At 63.5% G+C, this 20,516-nt stretch carries 16 protein-coding genes; 6 read left to right on the forward strand and 10 right to left on the reverse strand.

What is annotated here, in order from left to right:
- Nucleotides 1-30 precede the first annotated feature (30 nt).
- The gene (locus L9B60_RS02530) at nt 31-1,242 is read left to right on the forward strand and encodes an aspartate aminotransferase family protein (RefSeq protein ID WP_249675877.1); all 1,212 of its coding nucleotides are present in this window, start codon (nt 31-33) and stop codon (nt 1,240-1,242) included.
- Here the strand turns inward: L9B60_RS02530 and L9B60_RS02535 are convergent.
- Genes L9B60_RS02535 through L9B60_RS02545 form a run of 3 tightly spaced genes read right to left on the reverse strand, consistent with a single transcriptional unit; the run spans nt 1,187 to nt 4,243 of the window.
- On the reverse strand, nt 1,187-1,567 hold the full coding sequence (locus L9B60_RS02535; protein ID WP_249675879.1) for a response regulator: 381 nt from the start codon (nt 1,565-1,567) through the stop codon (nt 1,187-1,189). The genes L9B60_RS02530 and L9B60_RS02535 overlap by 56 nt on opposite strands.
- Before the next feature lie 21 nt (nt 1,568-1,588).
- On the reverse strand, nt 1,589-3,031 hold the full coding sequence (locus tag L9B60_RS02540) for an ATPase domain-containing protein (protein ID WP_249675882.1): 1,443 nt from the start codon (nt 3,029-3,031) through the stop codon (nt 1,589-1,591).
- Nucleotides 3,032-3,079: 48 nt separating this feature from the next.
- On the reverse strand, nt 3,080-4,243 hold the full coding sequence (locus L9B60_RS02545; protein WP_249675883.1) for a two-component system sensor histidine kinase NtrB: 1,164 nt from the start codon (nt 4,241-4,243) through the stop codon (nt 3,080-3,082).
- 304 nt (nt 4,244-4,547) lie between these two features.
- On the opposite strand from L9B60_RS02545, the gene L9B60_RS02550 reads away from it, so the two are divergent.
- Both L9B60_RS02550 and moaA read left to right on the forward strand, forming a co-directional pair.
- Nucleotides 4,548-5,354: a formate/nitrite transporter family protein gene (locus L9B60_RS02550; RefSeq protein ID WP_249675886.1), complete on the forward strand. Its 807-nt coding sequence runs from the start codon at nt 4,548-4,550 to the stop codon at nt 5,352-5,354.
- A complete protein-coding gene (moaA, locus tag L9B60_RS02555; protein WP_249675888.1) occupies nt 5,354-6,352 on the forward strand; it encodes a GTP 3',8-cyclase MoaA in 999 nt (332 codons plus the stop codon). The genes L9B60_RS02550 and moaA overlap by 1 nt, the downstream gene beginning before the upstream one ends.
- Here moaA and L9B60_RS02560 read toward each other — a convergent pair whose 3' ends face one another.
- The 5 genes from L9B60_RS02560 to L9B60_RS02580 form a co-directional block, all read right to left on the reverse strand.
- On the reverse strand, nt 6,353-7,663 hold the full coding sequence (locus tag L9B60_RS02560; RefSeq protein ID WP_283780554.1) for an Nramp family divalent metal transporter: 1,311 nt from the start codon (nt 7,661-7,663) through the stop codon (nt 6,353-6,355).
- Between the two features lie 168 nt (nt 7,664-7,831).
- Nucleotides 7,832-10,696 (reverse strand): bpX6 domain-containing protein, encoded by a 2,865-nt coding sequence (locus tag L9B60_RS02565; protein WP_249675891.1) that lies wholly within the window; start codon nt 10,694-10,696, stop codon nt 7,832-7,834.
- Nucleotides 10,693-12,495, reverse strand: coding sequence for a hypothetical protein (locus L9B60_RS02570; RefSeq protein ID WP_249675893.1), 1,803 nt, complete (start codon nt 12,493-12,495; stop codon nt 10,693-10,695). Before L9B60_RS02570 ends, L9B60_RS02565 begins: the two co-directional genes overlap by 4 nt.
- Nucleotides 12,482-12,928 carry a bpX5 domain-containing protein gene (locus tag L9B60_RS02575; protein WP_249679645.1) on the reverse strand — a complete coding sequence of 149 codons (447 nt, stop codon included), beginning with the start codon at nt 12,926-12,928 and terminating at the stop codon, nt 12,482-12,484. Before L9B60_RS02575 ends, L9B60_RS02570 begins: the two co-directional genes overlap by 14 nt.
- Nucleotides 12,928-14,049 (reverse strand): AAA family ATPase, encoded by a 1,122-nt coding sequence (locus L9B60_RS02580; protein ID WP_249675896.1) that lies wholly within the window; start codon nt 14,047-14,049, stop codon nt 12,928-12,930. The genes L9B60_RS02575 and L9B60_RS02580 overlap by 1 nt, the downstream gene beginning before the upstream one ends.
- A 251-nt stretch (nt 14,050-14,300) precedes the next feature.
- On the opposite strand from L9B60_RS02580, the gene L9B60_RS02585 reads away from it, so the two are divergent.
- Together L9B60_RS02585 and L9B60_RS02590 are read left to right on the forward strand one after the other, a co-directional pair.
- Nucleotides 14,301-15,602, forward strand: a complete 1,302-nt coding sequence (locus tag L9B60_RS02585; RefSeq protein WP_249675898.1) for an MFS transporter — start codon at nt 14,301-14,303, stop codon at nt 15,600-15,602.
- A 31-nt stretch (nt 15,603-15,633) separates the two neighbouring features.
- Nucleotides 15,634-16,416 (forward strand): substrate-binding domain-containing protein, encoded by a 783-nt coding sequence (locus L9B60_RS02590; RefSeq protein ID WP_249675900.1) that lies wholly within the window; start codon nt 15,634-15,636, stop codon nt 16,414-16,416.
- A 192-nt stretch (nt 16,417-16,608) separates the two neighbouring features.
- On the opposite strand, the gene L9B60_RS02595 is transcribed toward L9B60_RS02590, so the two are convergent.
- Together L9B60_RS02595 and L9B60_RS02600 are read right to left on the reverse strand one after the other, a co-directional pair.
- On the reverse strand, nt 16,609-17,517 hold the full coding sequence (locus tag L9B60_RS02595) for a LysR family transcriptional regulator (RefSeq protein ID WP_249675902.1): 909 nt from the start codon (nt 17,515-17,517) through the stop codon (nt 16,609-16,611).
- A gap of 956 nt (nt 17,518-18,473) precedes the next feature.
- Nucleotides 18,474-19,784 (reverse strand): MFS transporter, encoded by a 1,311-nt coding sequence (locus L9B60_RS02600; RefSeq protein WP_249675905.1) that lies wholly within the window; start codon nt 19,782-19,784, stop codon nt 18,474-18,476.
- 412 nt (nt 19,785-20,196) lie between these two features.
- Between L9B60_RS02600 and L9B60_RS02605 the strand changes: the two genes are divergently transcribed.
- A complete protein-coding gene (locus L9B60_RS02605) occupies nt 20,197-20,445 on the forward strand; it encodes a hypothetical protein (RefSeq protein ID WP_249675910.1) in 249 nt (82 codons plus the stop codon).
- Nucleotides 20,446-20,516 lie beyond the last annotated feature (71 nt).

The raw sequence follows: 20,516 nt of genomic DNA on the forward strand, positions 1-20,516 counted from the left end.
GCACACCCTGCGAACACGGAGCCGTGTGCCATGAATGCCCTGATGAACAACTACCAGCCCCTGCCCATCAGCTTTACCAAAGGCCTGGGCACCCGCCTGTGGGACGCCGCCGGCAACGAATACCTGGATGCCCTGGCCGGGGTCGCCGTGACCAATGTCGGGCATTCGCACCCGCGCATCGTCGAAGCCATTCGCGACCAGGCCGGCCTGCTGTTGCACACCTCCAACCTATACATCATCGACTGGCAACATAAACTGGCCGAGCGCCTGACCGGGCTTGCGAACATGCAGCGCGCGTTCTTCTGCAACTCCGGCGCCGAGGCCAACGAAACCGCGCTCAAGCTGGCGCGCCTGTACGCCAACCGCAAGGGCGTGCGCCAGCCGCTGGTGGTAGTGATGGAGAACAGCTTTCACGGGCGCACCTTCGCCACCCTGTCGGCCAGCGACAGCCCCAGTTGCCAGGCCGGTTTCGAGCCGCTGGTGGAGGGCTTCATCAAGGTGCCGTTCGGTGACCTGATCGCCTTGCAGGCGGTGACGCAAACCCATGGCCAGCGCATCGTCGCCGTGCTGGTGGAGCCGGTGCAAGGCGAAAGCGGCGTGCAAATCGCCCCCACCGGTTACCTCAAGGCCTTGCGCGAACACTGCGACACCCAGCAATGGCTGTTGATGCTGGACGAGATCCAGACCGGCCTGGGCCGCACTGGCCGGTGGTTCGCCTTTCAGCACGAAGGCATCGTACCCGACGTGATGACCCTGGCCAAAGCCTTGGGCAATGGCCTGCCCATCGGCGCCTGCCTGGCCACCGGGATCGCTGCCCAGCTGTTTGGCCCCGGCAGCCATGGCAGCACCTTTGGCGGTAACCCGCTGGTGTGCCGGGTGGGGTGCACGGTGCTGGACATCATCGAACAGCAAGGGTTGCTGGCCAATGCCGCGCGCCAGGGCCAGGCCTTGCTGGCGGGGCTGCGCGAAGCGCTGGGCAATCACCCGGCAGTGCGTAGCGTACGCGGCCATGGGCTGATGATCGGTATCGACCTGCATCAACCCTGTCGTCACCTGATGGTCGAAGCAGCGCAAGCTCACGGGTTGTTGATTAACGTCACCCGTGGCAGCACGATTCGGCTGCTGCCGCCGTTGACACTCCAAGCCTTGGACGTAGCGATGATCGTCAAAACGCTGCGGGCATTGATCAGCTCCGATCAATCCCTGGTGGGCGCCCCAACAATTGATTCACCATCAAGGTAATGTCTTCAAGCTTGAAAGGCTTGTCGAACACCGCCGCGAACAGGTCGGGCGAGGCGCGCCCGACGCTGCCCTGGGCACCGCTCATCAACAGGATCGGTACCTTTTGCAGTTCCGGGCGCTTGCGCACAGCCCGGGCAAACTCCAACCCGTCCATCGTCGGCATCATGAAGTCGGTGATGATCAGGTCTGGCCGCTCCCGATCGATCACGTCCAAGGCCTTTTTGCCATTGGATGCGGTGACTACCCCATAGCCCTCGTCCTCGAGCGCGAACTCGAGTATCTGGGCGATGAGGTACTCATCGTCGACGATCAGGATGGTTGCCATATCAACTAGACCTGGCCGGCATCAGGGGTTACTGATGTTCGAGGCGCTACCGGACAGCACAGCCTCTGCATGTTTGAAAGCCTTTTTCAAATCGATTCCCTGATCGTCGATGACCAGCTCCAAAAGTGACGGGTCATAAACGCTGTCCCTTACCTTAAGTATGGACAACAGCCGTTTTAGTTCAGCCTCATATTCGACAAACCGCAACAGCAGGATGTTATCGACCATGCTGGAGAGGTCGGGCGCCGGTGAACTGATCTCCGGGCCGAACAGACCGCGGATTTCCCAAGTGGCGAAAACCGTCACGCCACGGGCACGCAGCTCGCCCATCAGGGCGCTATAGAACTCGGTCAGGCGCACCGTGCTGACGGCGCAGCGGGCCATGCCACCGAGGCTATCGATCAACACGCGCTTGATGTTCCATTCGTCGACCTGGCGCAGCAATCGGGCGCCCAGGCCGTCGAGCAAACCTTCGGTGGTCGGCTGCCAGGTCAGGTGCAAGGCACCGCTGTCGACCAAGGCCTGCAGGTCATGGCCCAGCGCCTTGGCCTTGATGGTGAGGCGCTGCGGCGATTCGTAGAAGCCGAAATGCAAGCCCGGCTCATCGACGCTGCAGGCCGCCAAGAATTGGATGCCCAGGCTGGTCTTGCCGATGCCCGAAGGCCCCATGGCCAGGGTGACCGAGGAGCGCGGCAAGCCACCGCCCATCAACGAGTCCAGGGCCGGCACGCCGCTGGTCAGGCGCCGCAGGTCGGCGTTGTCCAGTCGCGAGGGATGGCTGTACAGGCTTTCCAGGCGCGGGTACACCACCAGGCCATCGTCAGTGATCTCGCATTCGTGCAAGCCCGACAGCGCAGCGCTACCCCGGGTCTTGCGCAATTGGATGCGGCGCACCGAGCGGCTGCCAAAGGCCTCTTCGCCCAGTTCGATCACGCCATCGACCATGGTGTGCTCGGGGCTGCCATCGTCCAACCGCGAGCTGGTCAAGAACAGCACGGTGCAGCCGGCAAAGGCCGCGTGGCCCTGCAGTTCGGCGATGAATTTCTTGGTGTCGATCTGCGACTCGGCCTTGGAACGGGCGTTGAGCAGGCCGTCGACGATCAGCACCGTGGCCTTCTGCCGGCTGATCTCGCGGCGCAGCAGCTTGACCACTTCGTCCAGCCCTTCGTCTTCCAGGGTGTCGAAGGCACTGACGAACTGGATCTCGTTACCCACCTTGCTGGCGTCGAAAAAGCTCAGGGTGGACAGATACTGGAAGAGCCGCTCATGGGACTCGGCCAGCAAGGTGGCCACCAGCACCCGGCCACCGTTACGCACATGGTTGAAGCCCAACTGGTTGGCCAGGATGGTTTTGCCCGAACCCGGTCGCCCCTGAACAATGTAGGACGAACCAGCCACGAGCCCACCCCTCAACAGAGCGTCGAGCCCTTCGATGCCGCTTTCAAGGCGTTTTAGCTGTTCCACGTTCCGTCCTGCCTGTGTCAGTAATCTCTTGAAGAGAAAAGAATTCTATTACGTTTTGTCGGCCAGGGGTGGCTCTGTATCGGCCATCACCGGAATAAACAGGGTCATGGTGGTGCCCTGCCCCGGCGCGCTGCGCACCCGTACCCCGCCATTGACCTGGCGGGCAAAACCATACGCCTGTGCCAGCCCAAGGCCTGTACCCTTGCCGTAGGGTTTGGTGGTGAAGAAAGGCTCGAAGATACGCTGTTGGGTGAGCGTATCAATACCCGAACCATTGTCCGTCACACTGATGGACACGAAATCACCGCTCAGGTTCTCCCAACTCCCCAGCAGATGCTGGACATCGGCCTTGACCACGATCAGCCCTTCGCCGTCGATGGCATCGCGGGCGTTGAAGATAAAGTTGAGCAGTACCATTTCCAGCTGGCTGGGCTCGATCTCGATGTCCGGCAAGTGGGCCGCGATGTCGAACTGCAGGCTGATGTTCTTGGGCAAGGTTTGGCTGAACAATACCTGGGTCGACTCGATCAGCGGGCCCACCGCCACGCGCTGCACATGCAGTTGCTTGCGCCGGGCAAAGCCCAGCAGTTGCTGGGTCAACTGGCTGCCACGGGCGCCAGCCTCAAGAATATTGGCCAGCAACGCCTGAACGCGCTCGGGCTTTTTACTGTTCAGCGCAAGGTTGGCCGAACCGATGATGATGGTCAGCAGGTTGTTGAAGTCGTGGGCCAAGCCGCCGGTCAGCTCGCCCAGGGCCTCGAGTTTTTGCGCCTGGAACAGCTGCGCGCGCACCAGGTCCAACTGCTGGTCGGCTTCACGGCGCGAGGTGATGTCGCGGGTGATCTTGGCAAAGCCGATGGCGTTGCCCTGCTCGTCATGCACCACGTCGAGCACCGCCAGTGCCCAGAACAGGGTCCCGTCCTTGCGTCGGCGCCAGCCTTCGTCCTGGCAACGGCCTTCGCGCAACGCGATTTGCAACAACTGCGCAGGCTTGCCCTGGGCTCGGTCCTCATCACCGAAAAACAGCGAGAAAGACTGGCCGATGACCTCGTCGGCACGGTAACCCTTGATGCCTTCGGCACCGGGGTTCCAGGTGATTACCGTGCCATCGAGGTCGAGCATGTACAGGGCATAATCGACCACCGCCTGCACCAACAGCTCGTAACGACTGGCCTGCAATGCCTGGGAATGCAAGAGATCGACATGATCCATGGGCGCGGTTTTCTTGGAATAGTCGACACAGTCTACTGCGTTGTTCAGGTTCTGGGGATAGAAGCGCGGCGGCTGTTTCGCGGATAAATCCGTACCCCGCAAGCCCGCGATCCCTTGTAGCAGCGGATTTATCCGCGAACCAGATGCCGCCGATCCATCGACGCGCTCAATCACCCCATCGAAACAAGCGATTAGACGCTCCCACGCGTGCCCAGTAGATTCGCCAGCAATCAATGCCGCAAAACGTCGCAGGCATCCGCTGCAACGCAGAGCACCGTGCGCACCACCTGACCGAGCCCTTGCAATGTCCCTGAACTCCCCCCAGCAAATCGCCGCCATGGCGGTTGAAACCGGCGTCAAGAAATCCCGCATGGCCGTGCCGGCCATTCTCGTGCTGGGCTTTTTGGCCGGTGCCTTTATCGCCTTGGGCTTTTTGCTGGACATCCACGTCAGCACCATGATCCCCGGGCCGTGGGCCTCGCTGGGCAACTTGTTGGGCGCCGCGGTCTTCCCCCTGGGGCTGATCCTGGTGATCCTGGGCGGCGGCGAGCTGTTGACCGGCAACATGATGACCCTGCCCATGGCCCTGTTCAGCGGGCAAATCTCGGCCTTCGCGGTGCTGCGCAACTGGCTGCTGGTGACCGTTGCCAACCTGGCCGGGGCGCTGTTCGTCGCCTACTTCTTCGGCCACGTGCTGGGCATGACCGAAGGCGCCTTCCTGAGCAAGACCCTGGCCATTGCCAACGCCAAGGCCAGCGCCGACTTCACCCACGCGTTCATTTCCGGCATCGGCTGCAACTGGATGGTGTGCCTGGCGGTGTGGCTGTCTTACGCCAGCAAGGAAGTCACCGGCAAGATCATCGGCATGTGGTTCCCGATCATGGGTTTCGTGGCCATCGGCTTCCAGCACGTGGTGGCGAACATGTTCGTGATCCCGGCCGGCATTTTTGCCGGCGCCCTGACCTGGGGCCAGTTTGCCGACAACATGGTCCCGGTGTTCCTTGGCAACGCCGTGGGCGGCGCGGTGTTCGTGGGCCTGGCGTACTTCGTTTCACTGGCCAAGCCCGCCGAGCCTGCCGCTGAAACCGCCGCGGCGGTGGTTGAACACTGATGGCGCGCCCGGTGCTACGCGACGGCTTTGACCGCAAGGTCGACTACCTGCGCCTGTCCGTCACCGACCGCTGTGATTTTCGCTGCGTGTACTGCATGGCCGAGGACATGACCTTCCTGCCGCGCCAGCAAATCCTCAGCCTGGAAGAGATTTACCAGGTGGCCGAGGCCTTCGTGGCCCTGGGCACCCGCAAGATCCGCCTGACCGGTGGTGAGCCGCTGGTGCGCCAAGGCATCGTCGGGCTGTGCCAGCGCATCGCCGCCCTGCCTGGCCTGCACGAATTGTGCATGACCAGCAACGGCTCGCAGTTGGGCAAACTCGCCCAGCCCCTGTTCGATGCCGGGCTCAAGCGCCTCAACATCAGCCTGGACAGCCTGGACCCCACGCGTTTTCGCGAGCTGACCCGCACCGGTGACCTGGCCGGCGTGATCAAGGGCATCGATGCGGCCAACGCCGCAGGCTTTGCCCACACCAAGCTCAACTGCGTGGTGATGAAAGGCCGTAACGATCACGAGATCAACGACCTGGTGAGTTTTGCCATCGACCGCGGCCTGGACATCTCCTTCATCGAAGAAATGCCCCTGGGCGCGATCGCCGAGCACAGCCGGGCAGACGCCTTCTACTCCAGCGAGCAGGTACGCGAGCGCATCGCCGAACGCTTCACCCTGCTGCCGTCCACCGACTCCACCCAAGGCCCGTCGCGCTACTGGCGGCTGGCCGAAGCCCCCGACAGCCGCATCGGTTTCATCTCGCCGCACAGCCACAACTTCTGCGCCACCTGCAACCGCGTGCGCCTGACCGTGGAGGGCCGCTTGCTGCTGTGCCTGGGCAACGAACATTCGGCAGACCTCAAAAGCGTGATGCGCCGCTACCCTGGCCAACCGCAGAAGCTTGAGAAGGCCATTATCGACGCCATGCAACTCAAGCCTTGGCGCCATGACTTCCAGCTCAATGATGAAGTACAAGTGGTGCGCTTCATGAACATGACCGGCGGCTGATCAACTCACCCAGAACCACACCAGCATCAGGTTGGCCAGCGAGATCAGGCCGAACAGGCCCCACGCCAGCCAGCGCGTGCCAAGGCTGTTGGCGTGCTCGCCCATCAGGCTGCGGTCGCTGGTAAAGCGAATCAACGGCCACAGCGCGAATGGTAGTTGCAGGCTCAACACCACCTGGCTCAATACCAGCAACTTGCCCACCGCACTCTCGCCAATCCACAGCACGCCAATGAAGGCCGGGATCAACGCCAGGCCCCGGGTGATCAGGCGGCGTTGGTAACACGGGATCTTGGCCTTCAAAAAACCTTCCATCACCACCTGCCCGGCAATGGTGCCGGTGAAGGTCGAGCTTTGCCCGGAAGCCAGCAGGGCCACGCCGAACAGGATGCTGGCCAAGGTGCCGCCTACCAGCGGGTCGAGCAGGTGGTAGGCGTCCTGGATCTCGACCACGTCGGTGTGGCCGCTGCGGTGAAAGGCCGCCGCAGCCAACACCAGGATCGCCGCGTTGATGAACAGCGCCAGGCTCAGCGAGGCGATGGTGTCAAAGCGCGCGAAGCGAATGGCGCTGGCCTTGTCGCCGCCCTGGTTGGCGCGGGTCTGTACCACCGAGGAATGCAGGTACAGGTTATGCGGCATCACTGTCGCCCCCAGGATGCCGATGGCCAGGTAAAGCGGTTCTTGCTGGGTGAGCACGTCCCAGGACGGCTTGAGCCCGGCAGCCACGTCCGGCCAGAACGGTTTGATCAACGCCAGCTCGACAATGAAGCAGGCACCGATGGTGCCGATCAAGCCCAGCACGATGGCCTCCAGGCGGCGGAAGTTGGCGCCTTGCAAGGCCAGCACGATCACCGTGTCGAAGGCCGTGAGCACCACCCCCGTGGTGATCGAGACGCCCAGCAACAGGTGGAACGCCAGCGCCGCGCCCAGCACTTCGGCAAGGTCGGTGGCGGTGATCGACAGTTCGGCCAACAGCCACTGCCCCTTGGCCACCCGAGGGCTGTAGCGCTCGGCGGACAGCTGCGCCAGGTCTCGCCCGGTGACGATGCCCAACCGCGAGCAGAGGTTTTGCAGCACCATGCCGCACAAGCTGGCCAGCACCACCACGAACAGCAGCGCATAACCGAACCGCGAGCCGGCCTCGATGGCCGTGGCCCAGTTGCCGGGGTCCATGTAGCCCACCGAGATCATCAGGCCAGGGCCCATGAACAACAGCAGCTTGCGGCCCAGCGAAGCATTGGCCGGGATGGCCACCGTGTCGCTTGCGGCGGAGGGGCAGAAGGGAGCGGTGGCGGTGGTGGGGAGTTTGTACACGGCAATCCTTCAAGTTTTAGCGCGGTGCATCAGGTCGTTCGTGGTGCTCTTTTCGCGGATGAATCCGCTCCTACGGTGCGGATTCATCCGCGAAAAGAACATGCCCCCCAGTCTGTAGGAGCGGATTCATCCGCGAAAAGAGCACCGCGACCCATCAGGTATAAGCAGTTAATAAAGGCTCAAGGTACGCGGCCACGCATCTTCCACATTCAAGCAGAACAACCGCCCCTGCCCATCGAACACCGTCCACTGCCCGGCCACGCAGCGTACGCCAACGTGCTCGCGGCCCGGCCAGTGGAGCGTGGCGTAATGGCGATCATCGGCACGGTTGAAAAACCGCAGGTGCTGATGACCGCCTTCGGCCCAGTAAACCACCACCAGCCAGTCGCGGCCCAAATAAATCGACGGCCAGTCGATGGCTTCGCGGTCAAGGCCCGGCAGGTTGTAGCCAGCGCAACGGCCGCCGTGCTCGAGCATGATCACCGGGTCGGCCTCGGGGTGGTTGAGCCAATACTCGATGGGCTCGCCCGCCAGGCCAAAGGCCAGTGTCGCGCCGTCGCGCCCAGCCAACGTCAATTCGTCGCGCGCTTGCAGGCGGCGGTCCGGCAGGCGATAGCGCCAGCGTTGCAGGCCACCGTGGGTATCCTGCAGCAACAGGTGTTCGTTGCTGGCGTCGGCAAATACGCCCAGCACCTTGCCCGGCAGTTGGTCCACATGCCAAAGGGTGCCCAAGCCATTGTCCACGTCCACCACGCGCACGTGATCGGCCTTGCCAATGGTCCAGCCGATGCCGTCGAACTGGCGGGCGAAATCGTCCATGGCCACTACGCCCAGGTCATGCACGGTGCGGTTGGCCAGGTCCAGTTTGCTGACCCGCCAGACTTCGCCGCGACGAATTACCGCCAGGGCCACCTGGCGGCTTTCAGCCAACACCAGGTGCTGGGCAGGCACCGCAAATTGGCCCAGCGTGCGGCCCTGGGCATCGAGCACCAGGGCGCCCGCCTCGCCCAGGGCCACCAGGCTGCGGCCATCGTCCAGCGCCACGGCGTCAATGATTGCCCGAGCACCCGCGGTCGGGGCCTGCCATTGGCAAGGCTGGGCCACTGCGCGCAACGCCACGGTGGCCATGGGGCTGAAATTGAGTTTGGGCATGTCGGCCTGCAGCAGCGAATCGTTGCTCAGTTTGATCAGCTTTTGCACCTGGGCCGCAGGCAATTGGCGGTCGGCCACCAGTGCCCCGGCCAAGGCAGCGGCCAGCCAGGTACAGGCGCGGGAAGACTGTTTGTTGGCCAACAGGGCGCGCCCGATGGCCAGGCGCTCGGCCTGGCGCGCCGGGTCATCGCGCAACGCCAGCAGGTAGGCTTCGTACGCCTGCAAGGTGTCGGGCAACAGCAGGGCGCGCTTGACCAGGGCCTCGGCGGCCAGCCGCTCGCCACCGGCTTCGGCGCTGCGCAGCCAGTCGGCGGCGCGCGCGCGTTCCTGCGGCAGGCTCCAGACCACGTCCACGGCCATCAACCATTGCCCTTGGGCCGCCAGGGCTTGTGCCCATTCAAGGCGCAAGCGCCCGGCCTGCTCCGGCCACTTGGCCTCAAGGGCCGTGACCGCGGCGGCAAAGGCGTTGTCACGCCGGGCCACCAGCAGCGCCCGTTGCCAATCATCGGCCAGGCACAGGTGGCGCACGATCACCGCCGGCGGCATGTCCCAGGCCAGCGCCAGTTCGGCACTTTGCGCGTAGCGCTGGTGACGCTCCAGGTAATCCAGGGCCTCCTGGCGCACCTTGAGCAGTTCGGCCAGCACGAACACCGCTTCATCCACGCGCCCCTCGCGGTCGAGCTTTTCGAAACTCTTGCGGTACATGGTGCGCAGGTGGTCGCGAAAATCGTCGGCCAGGCCAATGGAGCGGCCGGCGCCGCGCTGCTGGCTCAGTTCCAGCTCGGTGCGCCGCTGCGGCGTGCCGAACGCCTGCAGGCTGTCACCCGGCTGGTCACCCAACGGGATGGCGTGGCGCAGCGCTTCATTCAGGTCACCCTCCTCGAACATCTCCAGCATGCGCTGCAAGTAGTCGGCCTGGCGCTTGCCGAACAGCCGGTTGAGCCGTGAGGCGCTGGCCAGGCGCGTTAACCAGCGGTCGACGAAACCTGGGGTAAAGCGCCCCTTGGGCTTGCGTGCGGGGATCCCCGCAGCCGCTGGTTTCACCGGCGCAGGCGCGGTTCCCGGTGCGCGACCCGACGGGCCCGGCGACGACTTGCCGCCAATCATCGCCGCCATACCGGCAAAAATGCCGAACACCAGAATGAACAGCAGCCAGCTGGTGGAAGTGGTAGGCGAGGTATGGCTGACCTCGGCCACCTCGGCCAGCGGCGCCGCCGGTTGCAACAGGCGCGGCAACAGGCCGAACACGGCCCAGGCCGCGAACAAACCGAACACCACCTTGACCGACAACCCGACGCGGCCAGTGCCTGGCTTTTCAGGCGGGCCCTGCTGTGCGCGCTGCGCCATCGCCCGCATCACCTCCTCGCGCGCAGGGTCTGGCGCACCCACCGCCTCGCCGAGGATTTCGCGGATATCGCTGCGCACCGCCAGCGGTTGCAACAGGGGGGCCGGCAATGCCGGGCTGCAGTCGAAGGTGTCGAGCAGGCTGTAGCCGTCGATGTTCAACCACTGGCCGGGGTGTAATACCTGCGCGTCGGCCAGGTGCAAGGCCACCACCTGGGAATCACGCACCAGCCACAGGTCGGCAGCGGCCAGCCCTGCGCGCTCGGTGTCGGCCAGCGGCGCCGAACACAAGGTGGCACCGCTCAACACCAGCGGCCAGCCGAGCAACTGCTCGCAGTGCAACCGTTGCGGCTCGCGCCAGCGCAGCAGGTCGCCTTGCTCGAAGCGCCAGGCGCTGGCACCCGCCTGCCAATGTTCCAGCAGCAGGCGGATGCGCTCGGGCTCGGCAAAACGCTCGGCAGGCAACCACAACCCGGCCACGGCTTGCTGGCCACGCAACACCGGGCGCCGTACCGCCGTATCCAAGGCGTGGTTCATTGCGTGGCCTCCTGGCTCTGGGCTTGGTTACACATCACTTGCAGGCGCATCTGCCGTTGGCGCACCGAATACACCTTCAGTTCACGCTCGGCGGTCAACACGGCCAGCATCCCGCTCAGCGGGCAGAAGCTGTGCCGCACCATGGGCGAACTGCTGGTGAATAACACTTCGATGTTCTGTTCGCTGTACAAGCAGACGCTGCGCTGGTTACCGCCCATCAACAATAGGCTGGTCGCATCCTCCGGTAGCAGGTGCAGCAAGCCAATGGCGTCGTGCCCGCCGGTCAAACGGATGATGTCTGCATGCAGGGCATCGTCGGCGCGGTTGTGCACCCGCCATTCGCCGCCCTGGCTGCCGGGGTGGTACACCGCGCAGGCGACAAAGGCCTGGCGCCGGCCGGGTGAGCCTGCGAACAGCACGTGGCTGGCGTTATCGGCCGCCCCCAACAGGAAACGCTCCTTGCCCAGGGCGCGGCTGTCCAGCGTGGTCAGGAACAGGCGCTCGCCCTCTTTTTTCACATAGGCCAGCGATTCCTGGCCCACGCGCCCCATGCCAAGCACGTGAGTTTCGAAGGGCGTGAGGGAGGTTTCAAAACGCTCGTTATTGCCGAAATAAACCAGTTGGCCCAAGGTGTCCAGGCAATACAGGCGCAGTTGCTTGCCCACCAACGACACGCACGGCAATAGCGTGGCGGTGCCGCTGGGGATCAACAGGGTGTCGCGGCCAGGCGTTGGCACCGCCCGCAGCGCCGGGATCTTCCAGAAATGCAGGTGGTTGGCGTTCGACAGCGCCGCGGCAAAGGCATTGCCGACAAAGTCTGCCGCCACTGGCTCAAAGCCCGCGTACCACAATTGCTTGCGGCCCACCGAGGGTTTCTTCTGCCCAGGGGCCGGCACGCGAAACACCAGGGAGCCGGGCTCGTCGAGCAGCATGACCGCCACGTGGCTGCCACTGGGCGAGATCACCGGGGCAAAACTGAGCCCCGCGCGCCAGCTTTTGCCCGGCGCGCTCGCCGTCGCCGCTCGGGTCTGGAAGTCGCCATTGAGCAAGCGCTGGCCCGCACCCTGGTGGGGCATGGGCAAGCGCAGACGCTGATGGCGCACGCCGTGCAAGTCGAGTTGGATGCCCTCGCCGTCCAGCGTGCGCTGCACCTGCACCCGGTGGGTGAAGGTGGGCGCCGCCACTTCGGGCCCCTGACGCAGGCCGACCGCCCAGCATTCACCCGGCGCCGGTGTTTGCTCGCTCAAGCACGCCTGCCAGGCCTGCCAGTGCTCGGCAGTCGCCGCGGTTTCGCCGCGCGCTTGCAGCAGGCGCTTGAGCGCTGCCGCCGAGTCCAACTCGGCCAGCACGCCGGGCTGCTGGACGATGCCCCAGTGCAACTGGCCACCGGCGTCGCGGGCGCGGCGGGCCAACAGAATCATCAACGCCAGGTGCACCAGCCGCGGGGCGCCCCACTGCAAGGGGCCGGCGTCGAACAGCACCACCACCCGCCGGTTAGCCCGCCGTGCACGCTGCTCGGGGGCCAGAAACAGATGCTCGCCCGTGGCAGCCCGGCGCAGAAACTCGTCGGGCAGTTCGTCGGCCAGCAGCCACTCGCTGGTCAGCAGGCGCTCATAGGGGCCACGCCGCTGCAGGTCGGACAAGCCTTCAGGCTCTGGCGTGCCACCCAGTTGCACGCCGCGCAAGGGGCCCAGCAACGGGTCGATACGCCCCAACAGGTCGCTGAAACCGGGCCACAGTTCGGGGGCAAACCAGTTCAGCCACTCGCGCCACGGCTGCAGGGCTTCAGGTAGCTGCATGGGCCCCCCACAGGGTCTGGATGCGCGGCAAGTGGTGCTCCAGGCTGAGCGGCAGTTGCCGGTCCAGCGGGATCACCAGCGCCGGCTCGCGCCACAGCAGCAGCGGTTGGCGCGGGAAGCGCGCGCTCAGCGCCTGCAACAGCAACTCGCTGCAGGCATCGGGCTGCCATTGTGTCGGCAGCCACAAGCCCGGCGCCTGGGGCGCGGGGGCGGCGTATTGAATACCGTCGACCCAGGGCAGGTCGGCGCTTTCACCGGTCACCACCAACAGCCCATGGCTGGCAGTGGCCTGCAGGCGCTTGCGCGCCCCGGCGGGCAGTTGCTGCAGGCGTGCATGCAACTGCCGGGCAACCTCACCCCAGGCCACGGCCGCCCGTGGCGCCAACGGTTCACCACGCCGCTGCCATTGCCAGTCCTGGCCAAACACCGGCATCACAGGGCGAAAGACGTGTGGCCGGCCAATTGGCTGCGCAACGCCTGCAGTTCTTGCGGCAGGCTGTCACCGGCAAAGTTGGCATCGATCTCGCGCAACAGGCTTTCGCGCTCGGCGGCCACGCAGCTAGCGTCCTTGGCCAGGCAGTCGGTGGCCGCCTCGATCAGCCGGCCCAGGCGCGACAGTGGCTGCAAGGTGGCCTCCTCCACCGCACTGAACAAGTGGCTGTTGGCTGACAATGCAAACAGATCGCGCAATACCTCGCGGCCATGTTGCTGGGCTTGCTGGGTGGGCAACACGTACAGCAGCGGCCACAGGTCGGCCTCGGTGGCGGTGTGTCGGCCATTGAGCACCGTGGCCGCGGCGATCAGGCGCTGCGACTTGACGATACGCCGGTCCGACAGCGTCAGGCCGGCCTCGCGCAGTCGGCGGATGGCATTGGCCAGCGCCGGGCGCACAGCTTGCAGGTCAACCTCACGCATGGCCTGGGCCAGCACGTCGAGTTGGCTGAGGTTCAACAACTGCTCGATGGGCCGGCGCTCGGACTGCCAGCCGCCGGCCAGCATCGCTTCCAACTGATGGTCGGGTACCGACTCGACAAACAGGTGCAGCAGGAACCGATCGCCAAAGGCGGCCAGGCCTTCGTCATCTGGCAGGCCATTGGCCGCGCCCACACACACCCGCAGCGGGCAGTCGACCTGGGTATGGCCACGGCGAAAGCGCCGTTCGTTGAGCACGCCCAGCAAGGTGTTGAGAATGGCGGTGGAGCCCAAAAACACTTCGTCCAGGAACACGATGTCGGCTTCTGGCAGCATGCCGGTGGTGTCGGTCTCGACCCGGCCTTCGCGCAGTTTTTGCAGGTCTACCGAACCGAACAGTTCGGAGGGCTCGGTAAAGCGCCCCAGCAAATATTCGAAATAGCGCCCGCCCATGGCCTGCGCCACTCGTCGCACGACCGCGCTCTTGGCGGTGCCAGGCGGGCCGACAATCAGGATGTGCTCCTGGGCCACGGCGGCCAGCACGATCAGTTCAGCCAACTGCTCACGGCCTACCAGGCCTTCGGTGGCCACCCGCACGGCGGCACGCACCTGGTGGGCTGCTTCCTGCAACAACGCATTCATTTAAAACACTTCCCTGACAGTTCAAGGGGCAAGCCTGCCCGAAAAAAAGCGCGCGGGCAAAACGTCTGGCTGCCCGAAAGTAAAAGATATCATTGTGCCATCAATTGGTCTGCCCGGCATTATTAATGCTTATTACGCATTAATAGATGTGAAAAATGCACTTATCAAATCAGTCCGCATCCGCGACCATCCGCCGCATACAAGATCCATGCGCCCCAAGCGCGTGCTATAAAATGCTGGGAGATAATCACATGCAGGCCTCTAACCTGGGCGCTAAGGCGTCCGCTCGTTCCAAGGCAGGCGCGGTGTTTCGCGTCACTTCAGGCAACTTCCTCGAACAGTTCGACTTCTTCCTCTTCGGCTTCTATGCCACCCAGATCGCTTCGGTGTTTTTCCCGGCCAGCAGCGAATTCGCCTCCCTGATGATGACCTTCGCGGTGTTCGGCGCAGGCTTTCTGATGCGCCCGCTGGGCGCGGTCATCCTGGGTGCGTACATCGACGACGTGGGCCGCCGCAAGGGCCTGATCGTGACCCTGTCGATCATGGCCAGCGGCACGATCCTGATCGTGCTGGTGCCCGGCTACGAGACCATTGGCTTGCTGGCACCGGCGCTGGTGCTGATCGGTCGCCTGCTGCAAGGCTTTTCGGCCGGTGCGGAACTGGGCGGCGTGTCGGTGTACCTGGCCGAGATGGCGCCACCGGGCAAGAAAGGCTTCTTCACCAGCTGGCAGTCGGCCAGCCAACAAGTGGCCATCGTGGTGGCCGCAGGCTTGGGCTTTATCCTCAACCAGACCCTGAGCACCAGCGAAATCGCCGCTTGGGGCTGGCGCGTCCCGTTCGCCATCGGCTGCATGATCGTGCCGTTCATTTTCCTGCTGCGCCGCAAGCTGGAAGAAACCCAGGAGTTCCAGCAACGCCGCCACCGCCCGAGCATGCGCGAGGTGTTCAACACCCTGCTGCACAACTGGACCATCGTGCTGGCCGGCATGCTGATGGTGGCGATGACCACCACCGCGTTCTACCTGATCACCGTGTACGCCCCCACTTTCGGCAAGAGCGTGCTGAACCTGAGCACCTCCGACGCGCTGCTGGTGACCCTGCTGGTGGGCGTGTCGAACTTCATCTGGCTACCCATCGGCGGCGCAATCTCCGACCGCATTGGCCGTCGACCCTTGCTGGTAGGCATGACTTTGCTGGCCATCGTCACCTCCTACCCTGCCCTGTCGTACCTGGCCCAGGCGCCGAGCTTCGCGCACATGCTGATCGTGCTGCTGTGGCTGTCGTTCATGTACGGCCTGTACAACGGCGCGATGATCCCGGCACTGACCGAAATCATGCCGGTGGAAGTGCGCGTGGCGGGTTTCTCCCTGGCCTATAGCCTGGCCACTGCCGTGTTCGGCGGTTTTACCCCGGCCATCTCCACCGCGCTGATCCACATGAGCGGCGACAAGGCGGCCCCCGGTTACTGGATGAGCTTTGCCGCGGCCTGCGCCCTGGGTGCCACGCTGTTCCTGTACCGCCGTGGTACGCCGCAACTGCGCCCGGCGATGTGACCCTGTTTTCGACAATAAAAAGAGAGACACCATGAACGCATTGTTCAAGACCTGCACCGCCACCGCCCTGTTGGCGGGCATCGCCTTCAGTACCCAGGCGTTGGCCGAAGAGCTGAAAGTGATGACCTCGGGCGGCTTCACCGCCGCCTACAAAGTGCTGGGGCCGCAGTTCGCCCAGCAACACGGCGACACCCTGGACACCATCCTTGGGCCGTCGATGGGCAAGTCCGCCGAAGCCATCCCCAACCGCCTGGCGCGAGGGGAAAAGGCTGATGTGGTCATCATGGTCGGCTACGCCCTGGACGACCTGATCAAACAGGGCAAGATCCTGCCGGGCTCACGAGTGGAACTGGCCGATTCGCGCATTGGCCTGGTGGTGAAAGCCGGCGATCCGAAACCTGCAATCGGCACCGTGGACGAATTCAAGGCCACCTTGCTCAAGGCCAAGTCGGTGGCCTACTCCGACAGCGCCAGCGGCGTGTACGTGCAGAACGAGATGTTCAAGAAGCTAGGCATCGAAGACCAACTCAAACCCAAAGCCACCATGGTGCCGCGCGTGCCGGTGGCCGGGGTGATTGCCCATGGTGATTACCAGTTGGGCTTGCAGCAGGTCAGCGAAATCCTGCCGATCGAAGGCGCAACCTACGTGGGCAAGATCCCGGAGTCGGTGCAATCGGTCACCCGCTTTGCCGCGGGGATCCCGGTAGGGGCCGAGCACCCGGATGAGGCGCGCGCGTTGCTTGCGTATTTGGCCTCCTCGCAGGTGCAGAAGGATGTGCAGGCGACGGGGTTGGATTCGGTGCCGGCCAAGTAGGAGCGGATTTATCCGCGAATCGCTATCGCAAGCAAGCTTGCTCCCACATTGCTTGCACGTGCCGTACATTCAAAACAGGCAGCGCCGCTCTCACAGGCTTGGGGCACTTTGCAAAAATGTGGGAGCAAGCTTGCTTGCGAATAGGCGCAGGCGGCCGGTGGTGGCCATTTTTGAATCCCCAGGCAGCTCAACTCACCCCACCGCCAACGGCATCTTCATCTCCACGATCAAGCGCTCCAACTCCAGCGCCGCCGGCGTCAGCGCACGCCCTCGGCGCTTGATCAGGCCCACGCTGCGCACTACTTGCGGCTCCACCAACGGCACACTGGTGAGCAACTGGTGCCCGGCGCCAGGCATTGCCATCGACGGTACCGCCGCAATCCCCAACCCCGCCTCCACCAAGCCGAGCATCGTGGTCACGTGCCGCGTCTCGCAGATGCTCGGCTGCGCCGGGGTGATGTGGCGCAGCGCCAGGTCGAGCACCGCGCGGTTGCCCGAGGTTTTGTCGACGCTGATGTGATCAAAGGTGTAGTACTGCTCCCAACTCACGCTGGCGCGCCCTGCCAACGGGTGGTCGCGACGGCAGGCGGCCACGTAGTGTTCTTGCAGCAACAGCTCGAATTCCAGCTCCGCCTGCAGGTTGCCCAGAAAGCTCAAGCCCACGTCGGCCTCACCGCTCACCACCGCCTCTTGCACGTCACGGGCACTGGCATCGAGCACCTTGATGCGAATGCGCGGGTACAACCGGTGATAACGCGCCACCACGCTGGGCATGAAGTAGTAGGCAGCCGACGGCACGCACGCCACCGTGACATGCCCCAGCCGGGTCGATGCCACATCGCTGATGCCTAGCAAAGCCAGGTCCAGGTCGTTGAGCAAGCGCTCGGCACTGGGCGCGAACGCGCGGCCCACCATGGTCAGGCTGACCCGCCGGGTGGTGCGGTCGAACAGGCGCACGCCCAGGGCACTTTCGAGTTTTTCGATGCGCCGGCTCAGGGCCGGTTGCGAAATGCTGATGGCCTCGGCAGCCTTGCGAAAACTGCCCTTCTCCACCACGGCGCGAAAGGCCTGGAGGTCGTTGAGGTCGAAGTTGATGCTCATGCCAAAGCCTTGGGGCGGTGCGTAAGAGCTGGAGTTTACACTGGCCTGCAGTCCACCCCCCAGCCTTCTCCCCGAGGAACGGCGACCTATCGACGATTGCGGGTGTCGTTGCTCTTGCTCTTGCTCTTGCTCTTGCTCTTGCTCTTGATCTTGATCTTGATCTTGATCTTGATCTTGATCTTGATCTTGATCTTGATCTGCTTTTGATCTTGATGGTATGCCCCGTAAAGCGCCCGGGCCGACTGGAGGCGTCGATCAAGGGGCGGCCCGCAGGGCCCGAGGCGTAGCCGAGGAAGACGGCAGCCGGCAAGCTTCTATAGCCGGTGCCGTCTGCCCCTTGATCGACGCCGGAAGGAGGGGACCCGCAGCGCAGCGGAGGGCCCAAGCAGGGGCAAGCCTTTTTTGCTTACTTTTTGTGGCGTTTGACAAAAAGTAAGACGCCGTAAGGGCGGAAAGGTGAAGTGATCGCGCCATTGATAATGGATATGTTCACGCATCTTTGAAGCTTGCTCTTAAAACGGTGAACATATCCATTGGTTAGGGTGATGCCGAATCACCTTTCCGGCCTTACGCCGGCTCACTTTTTGTCAAACGCCACAAAAAGTAAGCAAAAAAGGCTTGCCCCTGCTTGGGCCCTACGCTGCGCTACGGGTCCCCTCCCTCCGGCATCGCTCAAGCGGACGACGGCCCGGAATAGAAGCTCCTCCGGCTCCGTCTCCGGCGGCTACGCCTCCGGCCGCTTGATCGACGCCTCCAGTCGGCCCGGGCGCTTAATGGGGCATACAATCAAGATCAAAAGCCAAGCAGATCAAGAGCAGATCAAAAGCAGATCAAAAGCAGATCAAAGGCGGGATCAAAGGCACGGGGGGGGCAGGAGAAGCTGGAGCGGGCACACCCTAAAAACCAAAAAGGCACTTGCTCCCCAGCAAGTGCCTTTCTGTAGAAACGCTAACCCATCAAGTTGCCGAAATCGGGCCCTGCTCCGTCCGGGTCGCTTGATAATTAGTACCCTCGGGCTTCTTGCCAACTTCACGCGCCACGGTCCACACGATCAGCGCCGCGATGATGTCAAAAATCGCCAACACCACGAACAGCGGGCTGTAGCCGACCTGGGTCACCAGCACACCAAACACAGCGGTAAAGGCGGCTGCGCCGAGGAAACCGAACATACCGCCCATGCCAGTGGCAGTGGCCACCTCGTTCTTGCCAAACGAGTCAGAGGTAATGGAATACAGCGCACCCGACAGGGTTTGGTGAGCGAAACCACCCACGCACAACAGCGCGATGGCCATGTACGGGCTGTCCACCAAGCCGATGCAGGCCGGGCCGATCATGCACGAGCAACCGAACAGCATGACCATTTTACGCGAGGTGAACAGCGACACCTTGCAGTACTTGTGGAACAGCGGGCTCAAGTAGCCACCCAACACGCAACCCACGTCGGCGGCCAGGAACGGCAGCCAGGCGAACATGGCGATTTCCTTGATGTTCATGTGCCGTTCGGTCATCAGGTACAGCGGGATCCAGGCGTTGAAGGTCTGCCAGGCCGGCTCCGAGAGGATCCGCGCCGAGGCAATGGCGTAGAAGTTACGGCTGCCGATGACTTTTTTCCAGTTGCCTTTGCGGGCCACCGGATCCTTGAAGTGGTCTTCCTGGCCGGCCAGGATATAGTCACGCTCGCTGTCACTGAGCAGCTTCTGGTCACGCGGGTGTTTGTACAGCACCAGCCACGCGAAGCTCCAGACGATCCCGGCGCCGCCGACGATCAGGAACGCCAGTTCCCAGCCGCTGTGCAAAATCGCCCATACCACCAGCGGTGGCGCCAGCAAGGCACCAAAAGAGGAACCGATGTTGAACCAGCCAATGGCCACCGAGCGCTCTTTGGCCGGGAACCATTCGGTGGTGGCCTTGACGCCGGCGGGCAGGCCGGCCGCTTCGGTCAGGCCGAGTAGGCCACGCAAAAAGGCCAGGCTCTGCCAACCGGTGGCCATGGCCGCTGCCGCGCAAGCAGCCGACCAGGCCAGGGCAAATACCGCAAAGCCCATCTTGGTGCCGATGGCGTCCAGAATGTAGCCGGCAACCGGCTGCATGAACGCGTAACACAGCTGCCAGGCCACTACGATGTGCGAATACTGCTCGGTGGTGATGCTCATCTGAGCCATCATGGTGGGCGCTGCCACCGACAAGGTATTGCGAGCCAGGTAGTTGACGATCAGCCCCAGCATGACCAGGGCCACCATCCACCAGCGGATGCCTTTGATTTTCATCGTTTCACCTTGATTGTTATTAGAGTGCAGGCACACGAAATCCTGGCCAGGTGGCAGGCGTCGTTTGTACAGCGGGAGGGGGCCGTGATGACCCAGTGGGAGCGCTTCATGATCGAGGGTGACACTCTTTGTATTATTTTTATGGTTGCAAATGCGCTGATGAGGTGAGTCATCGTACGACATGGCACTTTATAGTCATTGCACAGTGTCGCTGTCAACAGTATTCAGACAAGTCATACGACAACCGACGATCAACTCGATCGGGACCTTTTCCGATACATGCGTAGGACCTTTCTGAACTGCCCTCCCCCCAATTGCGCCCGCAAATCCAGCAGTCCATAGTCCGCCCCGCCACGCACCCTGCGCGGCCACCCGCTTGAGACGGGTGGTGTCCACGACCAAGGAAACGGCCATGACCCCGCTACCAACCCACCCCGCCACGCCCCAACTGCAGTTCGATGCCAATGCCCCGACCGAGCAGTTGCTTGGCTACGCCAACCTGCGTTTTCGTGCCGTCTGCAACCTGCTCAAGTGCCTGTCCAAACAGCCTGTCGGCACGATGAACGAAACGGAACTGGCGCACTTTGCCACGGGCGCCTTCCTGCTGCTGGAGACTGGATGCGAGGCCTTGCGGGCGGTGGAACAACGCCTCGCGGCCTGAACCCGCCCAACCCCTGCAGACTCGCTGAAACCCTTGAGATTGACGCCTCGGCGAGTTACAGACTAGCATTC

This window comes from Pseudomonas abieticivorans (assembly GCF_023509015.1).
GTDB classification, from domain to species: domain Bacteria; phylum Pseudomonadota; class Gammaproteobacteria; order Pseudomonadales; family Pseudomonadaceae; genus Aquipseudomonas; species Aquipseudomonas abieticivorans.

Coding starts and splice junctions, on each gene's coding strand:
- L9B60_RS02605 (WP_249675910.1), top strand. CDS start 20,197: ATGACCCCGCTACCAACCCACCCCGCCACGCCCCAACTGCAGTTCGAT.
- L9B60_RS02570 (WP_249675893.1), bottom strand. CDS start 12,495: ATGCAGCTACCTGAAGCCCTGCAGCCGTGGCGCGAGTGGCTGAACTGG.
- L9B60_RS02530 (WP_249675877.1), top strand. CDS start 31: ATGAATGCCCTGATGAACAACTACCAGCCCCTGCCCATCAGCTTTACC.
- L9B60_RS02600 (WP_249675905.1), bottom strand. CDS start 19,784: ATGAAAATCAAAGGCATCCGCTGGTGGATGGTGGCCCTGGTCATGCTG.
- L9B60_RS02550 (WP_249675886.1), top strand. CDS start 4,548: ATGTCCCTGAACTCCCCCCAGCAAATCGCCGCCATGGCGGTTGAAACC.
- L9B60_RS02565 (WP_249675891.1), bottom strand. CDS start 10,696: ATGAACCACGCCTTGGATACGGCGGTACGGCGCCCGGTGTTGCGTGGC.
- L9B60_RS02535 (WP_249675879.1), bottom strand. CDS start 1,567: ATGGCAACCATCCTGATCGTCGACGATGAGTACCTCATCGCCCAGATA.
- L9B60_RS02580 (WP_249675896.1), bottom strand. CDS start 14,049: ATGAATGCGTTGTTGCAGGAAGCAGCCCACCAGGTGCGTGCCGCCGTG.
- L9B60_RS02575 (WP_249679645.1), bottom strand. CDS start 12,928: ATGCCGGTGTTTGGCCAGGACTGGCAATGGCAGCGGCGTGGTGAACCG.
- L9B60_RS02590 (WP_249675900.1), top strand. CDS start 15,634: ATGAACGCATTGTTCAAGACCTGCACCGCCACCGCCCTGTTGGCGGGC.
- L9B60_RS02585 (WP_249675898.1), top strand. CDS start 14,301: ATGCAGGCCTCTAACCTGGGCGCTAAGGCGTCCGCTCGTTCCAAGGCA.
- moaA (WP_249675888.1), top strand. CDS start 5,354: ATGGCGCGCCCGGTGCTACGCGACGGCTTTGACCGCAAGGTCGACTAC.
- L9B60_RS02545 (WP_249675883.1), bottom strand. CDS start 4,243: ATGGATCATGTCGATCTCTTGCATTCCCAGGCATTGCAGGCCAGTCGT.
- L9B60_RS02595 (WP_249675902.1), bottom strand. CDS start 17,517: ATGAGCATCAACTTCGACCTCAACGACCTCCAGGCCTTTCGCGCCGTG.